Annotated in this window: 1 pseudogene; it reads left to right on the top strand. The window is 74.9% G+C overall.

Going from position 1 to position 1,799, the window contains the following annotated elements:
• Positions 1-1,799: pseudogene (locus C1I95_RS33700) on the top strand (hypothetical protein); the annotation flags it as partial.

The following is a 1,799-nucleotide window of genomic DNA, read 5'->3' as shown; positions in this document are numbered from 1 at the left end:
GCACCACCCCCACCAAGGCACCACCGGCTCCGACACCACCGCCGATCCAGGCGCCACCGCCGGCACCGGCGAGCCTGGATCCGGCGGCCATTCCCCGCTGCTTCGGCCCGGTGCCGAACCACGCGTACAGCCCGCTGCCGGTCCTCGACGACGCCGGAGAGGTGGTGGCCGGCACCGGGATACGCAAGTTCGTCGACCCGCTGCCCGGGCTGGGCGCGCTGGGACGTACCCCGCTCGGTGCCCACCTGCCGATCGCGGTGCCCGACACCATCACCTACCCGGGCTGCGACTACTACGAGATCGGCCTCCAGGAGTACGCCCAACGCCTGCACCGCGACCTGCCGGCGACCCGGCTGCGCGGCTACCGGCAGCTCAACCTGGGCACCGACGTCGACGGGCACAACACCGTCGCCCCGCCGCAACGCCCCTGGCACCTCGGCCCGGTCGTGGTGGCCCGCCGGGGCCGACCGGTGCGGATCAAGTTCATCAACCAGCTGCCCGCCGGCCGGGCCGGCAACCTATTCCTTCCGGTCGACCCGACCGTGCCCGGTGCCGGCGCGGGTCCGCTCGCCGGGCCGGCACCCTACCCGCAGAACCGGGCCGTGCTGCACCTCTGCGGCGCGCTGACCGGCTGGATCAGCGCCGGCAACCCCTGGCACTGGATCACCCCGGCGGGCGAGATCACCCCCTACCCGACCGGCACCGGGCTGACCCACGTCCCCGACATGGCCCATCCCGGGCAGGGCGCCACCACCCTCTACTTCCCGAACGAGCAGAGCGGTCGGCTGCTCTGGTTCCACGACAACACCGTCGGGCTGTCCCGGCTGACCGCCTACTCCGGGCAGGTCGCGCTCTACCTGCTCACCGACGAGGCGCAGGAGCGGCTGGTCGCCGACGGGGTGCTGCCCGCCGAGGAACTGCCGCTGGTCTTCGAGGACAAGACGTTCGTGCCGGACGACGCGCAGCTCGCCGCCCAGGATCCGACCTGGGACCGGGACCGCTGGGGCGCCCGCGGCACGCTCTGGCACCCGCACGTCTACCAGCCCCGACAGAACCCGTACCGGCCGGACGGGCTCAACCCGACCGGCCGGTGGGACTACGGGCCGTGGTCGCGTACCGCGACGGCCGCCGGCCCCGACGCACCCGCCACGGCGGTGCCCAACCCGCACCACGACCCGGTCACCGACCCGGACGAGCCGCCGGAGGTCCCCGGCGTGCCGCAGCCGAGCGCGGTGCCCGCCGCGTACGGCGACACCGTGCTGGTCAACGGCGCCGCGTACCCGTACCTGGAGGTCGAGCCCCGGCTCTACCGGTGGCGGATCCTGAACGCCTGCACCGACCGCTGGCTCAGCCTCCAGCTGTACCGGGCCGCCTCGGACGCGCCGATGTGGACGCCGGAGGGCCGGCTGGCCGACGCCGCCGCCGGTGAGGTGCCGATGGTCGAGGCCGTCCGCGCGCCCGACCGACCGGCGGGCTGGCCGACCGACGGCCGGCCCGGCGGCGTGCCGAGCCCAGACGCCACCGGGCCTGACCTGATCCGGATCGGCAACGAGTGCGGCCTGCTGCCGGCACCCGTGGTGATCCCGAGCCAGCCGGTCGGGTTCCGGTACGACCGGCGCGACCCGACCGTGCTCAACGTCGACGGTCACGCGCTGCTGCTGGCCCCCGGCGAGCGGGCCGACGTGCTGGTGGACTTCGCCGCGGTCGCGCCGGGCAGCACCCTGATCCTCTACAACGACAGCCCCGCCCCGCTGCCCGCCTTCGACCCCCGGTACGACCACCACACCGACGGACCGGAC

It is taken from the genome of Micromonospora craterilacus, assembly GCF_003236315.1.
Lineage (GTDB): Bacteria > Actinomycetota > Actinomycetes > Mycobacteriales > Micromonosporaceae > Micromonospora > Micromonospora craterilacus.
The sequence above is the reverse complement of the archived record's forward strand: the minus strand, read 5'-3'. Positions and strand labels throughout refer to the sequence as shown.